Annotated in this window: 8 protein-coding genes and 1 pseudogene; 4 read left to right on the top strand and 5 right to left on the bottom strand. The window is 69.6% G+C overall.

The genetic code is table 11. The annotated features are described in order from the left end of the window. Window positions 1-244 precede the first annotated feature (244 nt). The 4 genes from FV228_RS17060 to FV228_RS17045 all read left to right on the top strand — a co-directional run bounded on the left by FV228_RS17060 (window position 245) and on the right by FV228_RS17045 (window position 4,073). Window positions 245-1,369, top strand: a complete 1,125-nt coding sequence (locus FV228_RS17060; RefSeq protein ID WP_147855719.1) for an MlaE family lipid ABC transporter permease subunit — start codon at window positions 245-247, stop codon at window positions 1,367-1,369. A 10-nt stretch (window positions 1,370-1,379) separates the two neighbouring features. Further along, window positions 1,380-2,189 carry an ABC transporter ATP-binding protein gene (locus tag FV228_RS17055; RefSeq protein ID WP_187277788.1) on the top strand — a complete coding sequence of 270 codons (810 nt, stop codon included), beginning with the start codon at window positions 1,380-1,382 and terminating at the stop codon, window positions 2,187-2,189. A gap of 98 nt (window positions 2,190-2,287) precedes the next feature. Next, window positions 2,288-3,370, top strand: a complete 1,083-nt coding sequence (locus tag FV228_RS17050; RefSeq protein WP_147855716.1) for an MlaD family protein — start codon at window positions 2,288-2,290, stop codon at window positions 3,368-3,370. A 121-nt stretch (window positions 3,371-3,491) separates the two neighbouring features. Then, a complete protein-coding gene (locus FV228_RS17045) occupies window positions 3,492-4,073 on the top strand; it encodes an ABC-type transport auxiliary lipoprotein family protein (protein WP_147855715.1) in 582 nt (193 codons plus the stop codon). Between the two features lie 33 nt (window positions 4,074-4,106). Here the strand turns inward: FV228_RS17045 and FV228_RS17040 are convergent, their stop codons facing one another. The 5 genes and pseudogenes from FV228_RS17040 to FV228_RS17020 form a co-directional block, all read right to left on the bottom strand. Continuing rightward, window positions 4,107-4,412 (bottom strand): DUF4258 domain-containing protein, encoded by a 306-nt coding sequence (locus tag FV228_RS17040; protein WP_147855714.1) that lies wholly within the window; start codon window positions 4,410-4,412, stop codon window positions 4,107-4,109. Beyond that, the gene (locus tag FV228_RS17035) at window positions 4,409-4,816 is read right to left on the bottom strand and encodes a hypothetical protein (protein WP_147855713.1); all 408 of its coding nucleotides are present in this window, start codon (window positions 4,814-4,816) and stop codon (window positions 4,409-4,411) included. Before FV228_RS17035 ends, FV228_RS17040 begins: the two co-directional genes overlap by 4 nt. Window positions 4,817-4,900: 84 nt before the next feature. Further along, window positions 4,901-5,527, bottom strand: coding sequence for an XRE family transcriptional regulator (locus FV228_RS17030; protein ID WP_147855717.1), 627 nt, complete (start codon window positions 5,525-5,527; stop codon window positions 4,901-4,903). Between the two features lie 96 nt (window positions 5,528-5,623). Next, window positions 5,624-6,439, bottom strand: coding sequence for a bifunctional hydroxymethylpyrimidine kinase/phosphomethylpyrimidine kinase (gene thiD / locus FV228_RS17025; RefSeq protein ID WP_147855712.1), 816 nt, complete (start codon window positions 6,437-6,439; stop codon window positions 5,624-5,626). Next, window positions 6,436-6,648, bottom strand: a pseudogene (locus FV228_RS17020) (thiamine phosphate synthase); the annotation flags it as partial. The pseudogene FV228_RS17020 and the gene thiD, both read right to left, overlap by 4 nt.

Below are 6,648 nucleotides of genomic sequence, written 5' to 3'. Positions count from 1 at the left end.
GGGCACGCTCAGCGCGGTCAACGCCGGAATCTCCGTGGTCGCCACCCTGGCGAGCGGGCTCGCCTACCGGGCCGGCGGCCCCCTCGCCTTCCTGCTGATGGCGCCGCTCGCCGCCTGCGGCCTGGGTCTGGCGCTCGCCTCCGGCCGCGTGCCGCCGGATACGGATCGTCAACCGTAATGTCGACATAACCACACGGCAGGGTGGTGCCTCCAATCGAGGAGTTAGGGCTTGCTGAGCGAGGGCATGGTTCCCGGCGCATCGCTGCGGGACCGGCCGGCGGATGGCCGGTTGGCGCTCGACGGGCGCTGGACCGCCGACCAGGCGCCGACCGTCGAGGCGAATGCGGCGCGCATCCTGGCGGCCGGCCGGACCGGTTCCGTGACGGTGGACCTGTCCGGGATCGAGCGGCTCGACACGCTGGGCGCCTGGGTGCTCGAGCGGACCCGCGCCGAGATCGAGCACGCGGGAGGCGCGCTGACCTATGTCGGCGTGCGGACCGAGCACCGGACCCTGCTGGGCGAGGTCCGCCTGCGCGAGGTCGAGGCCGCGGACCCGCTGCGACGCGGCCGCGTCGTCGGGTTCCTCGACACGGTCGGCCGCGAAACCGTGCGCGGCGGCCGCGAGTTCGTCACCGCCCTCGCCTTCCTGGGCGAGGTGATCGCCGCCTGCGGGCGGGTGGCCCTGCGGCCGGGCACGTTCCGGGGCACCGCCCTGGTCAACCAGATCCAGCAGGTGGCCTTCAACGGCGCCCCGATCATCGTGCTGATCTCGTTCCTGGTCGGCGGCATCGTCGCCCAGCAGGGCATCTTCCAGCTCCAGCGCTTCGGCGCCCAGACCTTCGTGGTGAACCTGATCGGCCTCCTGATCCTGCGCGAGATGGGCGTCCTGCTCACCTCGATCATGGTCGCGGGCCGCTCGGGCTCGGCGATCACCGCCGAGATCGGCTCGATGCGCATGCGCGAGGAGGTCGACGCCCTCCGGGTCATGGGCCTCGATCCCATCGAGATCCTGATCGTGCCACGGGTGCTGGCCCTGATGGTCGGCCTGCCGATGCTGACGCTGATCGGCGACATCGCCGCGCTCACTGGCGGCGGCCTCACCGCCATGCTGTACGGCGGGCTGACGCTGGATCAGTTCCTGGTCCGGCTCCAGGCGGCGGTGGGCGTGCACCACGTCATGGTCGGCCTGATCAAGGCGCCGTTCATGGCACTGATCATCGGGATTCTCGCCACGATCGAGGGCTTCGCCGTGGAGGGCTCGGCCGAATCTCTGGGCCGCCACGTCACCGCCTCAGTCGTGAAGTCCATCTTCATGGTCATCGTCCTCGATGGATTGTTCGCCGTGTTCTTCGCCGCGATCGATTTCTGAGCCCGCTGTGATGATCGCCCCCGCCATGCCCGAGACCGCCGCCGGCCCCGCACCCATCATCCGGGTTCGCGACCTCGTGGTCGGCTTCCGGGACCGCACCATCCTCAAGGGGCTGAACCTCGACATCCGCGCGGGCGAGATCATGGGCTTCGTCGGGCCGTCGGGCCAGGGCAAGTCGGTGCTCACCCGGACGATCCTGGGCCTGACGCCGAAGCGGGCGGGCACGATCGAGGTGTTCGGCCGCGACGTCGACGGCATGACCTATGCCGAGCGCCGCCGCATGGAGCAGCGCTGGGGCGTGCTGTTCCAGCAGGGCGCCCTGTTCTCGGCGCTGACGGTCAAACAGAACATCCAGGTGCCGATGCGCGAGCATCTCGACTTGTCCGAACGCCTGCTCGACGAGTTCGCCCGGCTCAAGATCGAGATGGTCGGCTTGCAACCGGATGCGGCGGACAAGCTGCCCTCCGAGCTGTCCGGCGGCATGATCAAGCGCGCGGCGCTCGCCCGCTCCCTGGCGCTCGATCCCGAGATCCTGTTCCTCGACGAGCCGACCTCGGGGCTCGACCCGATCGGCGCGGGCGAGTTCGACGACCTCGTCTCGACCCTGAAGGAGACGCTGGGCCTGACCGTGTTCATGGTCACCCACGACCTCGACAGCCTCTACACCGCCTGCGACCGCATCGCGGCGCTGGGCGACGGCCAGATCATCGCCGCCGGCACGATCGAGGAGATGCTGGCGAGCGACCACCCCTGGTTGCGCTCATACTTCCACGGCAAGCGGGCCCGCGCCATCACCCCCGGGGTGCCGGCGCATGCCTGACCGCCCCTTCCCCCTGATCCCGTCCCGGTCCCGCCTGGGATCGTGGACACGCAGCTCGGCCGGACCCCGTTCGCCGAGCGGAACCGCAGGCTGATCGCATGGAAACCCGCGCGAACTACGCCCTCATCGGGGCCTTCACCCTCGCCGTCATCCTGGCGGGCTTCGGCACCGTGCTGTGGCTCTCCGGTGGCTCCTCGCGGCAGGTGAGCCAGATCGTCCGCATCGTATTCTCCGGCTCGGTCGGGGGGCTCTCCCGCGGGTCGAGCGTGAACTTCAACGGCATCAAGGTCGGCGAGGTCACCGATATCCGCCTCGCCCCGCAGGACCCGCGCCGGGTGCTCGCCCAGATCAAGGTCGACCCCTCGACGCCGCTCCGGGCCGACACCCGCGCCCGGCTCGATTCGGCGATGCTGACCGGCGTCTCGGTGATCTCCCTGTCGGGCGGCAACGCCGACGCGCCCGTGCTCGCCCCGATGGCCAACGGCGAGCCGCCGACGATCTTCGCCGATTCCTCCGACATGCAGGACATGATGGCGCTGGCCCGCCAGGTCGCCCAGCGGGCCGACGACATGCTCGCCCGGCTCGACCGGATCGTGGCCGGCAACGAGGGCGCGATCAACCGCGCGCTCACCAATGTCGAGGCGTTCTCGAAGACGCTCGCCGATGCGGGCCCGAACATCGCGACCCTGGTCAAGGCGGTGGATGGGGTGAAGCTCGGCCACGTAATCGACAATGCCGACCGGTTCTCGGCGGCCCTGTCGAAGTCCAGCCCGGACATTGAGGGCGCCGTGCACGACGCCCGCTCACTGGCGGCCAAGCTCAACGCATCGGCCGACAAGATCGACGCGGTGCTCAACGGCGCCCAGAGCTTCCTCGGCTCCGCCTCCGGCCAGGAGGGCTCCAGCACGTTCACGGAGATCCGCGCGGCCGCGGTCTCGGTGCGCGACGCCGGCAAGGCCTTCCGCGTCATGTCGGAGAACCTCGACAAGCGCACCGCCAGCATCTCGACGAATTTCGGCCGCCTGAGCGGCACCGGCCGCCGGGAGGTGGAGGCCCTGTCGGGAGACGGGCAGCGCACCCTCAACACCCTGAACCGCACCGTGCGCAGCCTGGAGCGCGACCCGAGCCAGGTGATCTTCGGCGGCAAGCCGTCGTTGCCCGAATACAACGGCGGGCGGTGAAATCACCGTGCGCCCGGCCGATGTGTCCCGGCGCACGGCACTTATACGAGCGAGGGATAGTTTCTGCGGCATAGCTTATACAGCTCTGCCGTTCGCCGGCGGGGTTCCTCAGGTTGTGCGTATGGCCCGCTGCTCGTCCCACCTCATCGCCGCCGCGCTGCTCGCCGCCCTGCTGGGTGGCTGCGGCGGTGCGACGCCCCTGACCTTCGATCTCGCGGCGCTCCCTCCGGCCGGGCGCCCGGTCGCGGCCGGCCGCTCGATCGCCGTGTCGGAGCCCGTGGGGATCCAGCCGTTCGAGGCCGACCGGATCATCGTGCGCGAATCCGGCGGCGCCCTCGCCTTCCTGGGCGGCGGCCAATGGGCCGACCGGCTGCCGCGGCTGATCCAGACCCGCCTCCTGCAGAGCCTGGAGAATTCCGGCCGGCTCCGCTCGGTCAGCCGGCCCGGCGACAAGGTCGTGGCGGATTATCAGCTGATCAGCGAGATCCGCGCCTTCGACATCCAGGCGACGACCGGTGAGGCGGTGGTCGACCTGTCCCTGAAGCTCGTGGCCGACGGCACCGGTAAGGTCACCGCCGCCCGGATCTTCACCGCCCGCGTGCCGGTGGCCAAGATCGACGCCGGCAACGGCGCCCGCGCCCTCGACCAGGCCCTGACCACCGTGCTGGCCGACGTGGTGCGGTGGGTGAATACCGGACGGTGACGGGGCGCGGCCTGAGCCGCACGATGCCGTCGATCAGACGCCCGGCTGTAATCGGTCGATGGAAGACGGCGCTTCGTCAGCCCGGAATACGCCGAGGACGATCATCTGCTCCGGTCGGTCTTGCGTGAGCGCCAAGACAGCCCTCATGTCGCCGGCACGAACGATGAAGGTCTCCTCGCCGTGACGCTTGCCTAAGCGGACGACATCTTCCGAACGCGTCAGGGTCTCGCGATCTCTCGAGACATGCTCGACCTTCTCGAGAAGACGGCTCACGTCGATGTCGTTGACGTCGCGCGCCTGCATGCGGTCGACGGCATGTTGGGTGAACACGGTGTTCATGGCTGACGATCCCCCGACTCGGATCCGAACATTCGCTTGACGTCGTCGAGCGTCCGCAGCTTCCTGTCCTGAATATCGCGTTTCGCCGCTTCGATCATCGGGCCGACCAGTTCCTGAAGCGCGATGCCCAGAACGTCGGCCTCACTCAATGCGCGGCGCATCCTGTTTTCGTAGCGGGCGGCCCCCCAACCGTACAAACCCATGCCTGATAGGACGATCACGAGAAGCCAGAACGAACGGCTGTAAGGCGTCGCGCTCCAATCGAGAACCTGTACTCCGTCGATCGTCTTCGTGATCTCGAAGATGTAGGCGCCCGACAGAACGTTGCCGAGAAGACCAAGGAGGCCGAGTCCGACGGCTTTCACAAGGGGGTGGTCAAAGAGCAGCCGCCCGATACGCTCCACGGGGCCGCCCTTGATTCCCGTAATGCCTCTCGGTCTTGAGGTTGCTACAACCCAATCGTTCGCACAAGAAGGTCGCCCGGCCGGTCACTCCATCACGGCCGCCTTTAGGATCACCACCATGGTAGCCCGGGCCGGGCCCTCGGTGCAGCGCACGAGGTGAGGCCGGTCGCAGCGGTAGCGCAGGGTCTCGCCGGTCCGGGCGCGCTGCACGATCCCGCCGATCTCGACCTCGAACGCGCCCTCGGCGACCGAGAGCGATTCCACCGAGCCGCGCTGGTGCGGATCCGAATCGAGGACGCCGCCGAGGTCGGCCGTGACCTCATACCATTGCAGCCACTCGATCGTCTTGATCCAGCCGATGATCGCCAGCCGGACCTTGCCGTCCTCCGAGACCAGGATCGGGGTGTCCGCCCGGGAGGTCTTCTCGATGAACGGCTCCTCGTCGCTCGACGCCAGGACCCGGTCGATCGACACGTCGAGCGCCTGGGACAACCGCCAGATCGTCGCCAGCGTCGGGTTGGTCTCGTTGCGCTCGATCTGGCTGATGATCGACTTCGCCACGCCCGATTGCTCGGCGAGTTCCGACAGCGAAAGGTTGTAGGCCTTGCGCAGGCGCTGGATCGTCTTGCCGAGCTGGCCGGAGAGCACCTGCGCCCCGGTCAGCAGGTCGCGTCCGCGCGTCCGGTCGGGCCGTTCCGCCTGGTCCTGCATCGTCACCGGTCCACCCTGGCCGTTCCGTTATCCGAACGATCGTGCGCTTCTTCAAACGCAATCGCCGTCCGGACGCAAGGCAGGGGGCTTTGGAAGCTAACGCCAGATCGCGTGGAAGTGGTGGACCGGCCCATGGCCGGCGCCGATCGCAAGGCGATCCGCGGCCGTGAGCGCGGCCGTGAGGTAGTCCTTCGCGGCCGTCACCGCCTCCGGCAGCGTCAGGCCCCGGGCGAGCCCCGCCGCGATCGCGGACGAGAGCGTGCAGCCGGTGCCGTGGGTGTTGCGCGTGGCGATTCGCTGGGCCGCGAAGGTCTGCGCGTGACCCTCCCGTGTCACGAGGTGATCGACGCTTAGCGCCCCGGTCCCGTGGCCGCCTTTGATCAGCACGGCGCGGGCGCCCAGCGCGATGAGCCGCCGGGCCTGGGCGACGATTGCCGCCTCGTCCCCGGCGACCGGCTCGCCGAGCAGCACCGCCGCTTCCGGCAGGTTGGGGGTGATCAGGTCGGCCCGGCCCATCAGCCGCTCGCGGAGCGCCGCCACGGCGTCCTGCGAGATCAGCCGGTCGCCGCTGGTGGCGACCATCACGGGGTCGAGGACCACCGGGGCGGTCCCGGCCCACCGTGACAGCCCGTCGGCGACCGCCTCGATCACCGCGATCTGCGACAGCATGCCGATCTTCACGGCATCGACCGCCAGATCGGAGAACACGCTGTCGATCTGCCGGGCCACGAAGTCGGCCGGCACGTCGTGGATGCCCTGGACGCCGCGGGTGTTCTGGGCGGTGAGCGCCGTGATCACGCTGGCGCCGTAGACGCCGAGCGCCGAGAAAGTCTTGAGGTCGGCCTGGATGCCGGCGCCGCCGCCGGAATCCGAGCCCGCGATGGTGACCGCGATGGGGCTGGCGCCGCTCACCTTGAGTCTCCCCGCACCGACAGGGCGGCGTCGATGGCCGCGCGCAGTTCCCGGGCGCGCTGGCGCACCGGCTCGGTCCCGAACAGGGCGGTGATCACCGCGACGCCGTCCGCACCGGCGGCGATCACCGGGGCGGCGTTGTGCAGGCCGATGCCCGCGATGGCGCCGGCTTGCCGCTCGGCGCCATCGCGGGCGAGCCGGGCCCGGAA

The sequence above is a fragment of the Methylobacterium sp. WL18 genome (assembly GCF_008040015.1).
GTDB classification, from domain to species: Bacteria; Pseudomonadota; Alphaproteobacteria; order Rhizobiales; family Beijerinckiaceae; genus Methylobacterium; species Methylobacterium mesophilicum.
Note: the sequence above shows the minus strand (reverse complement) of the source record. Positions and strands in the feature narration are given on the sequence as shown.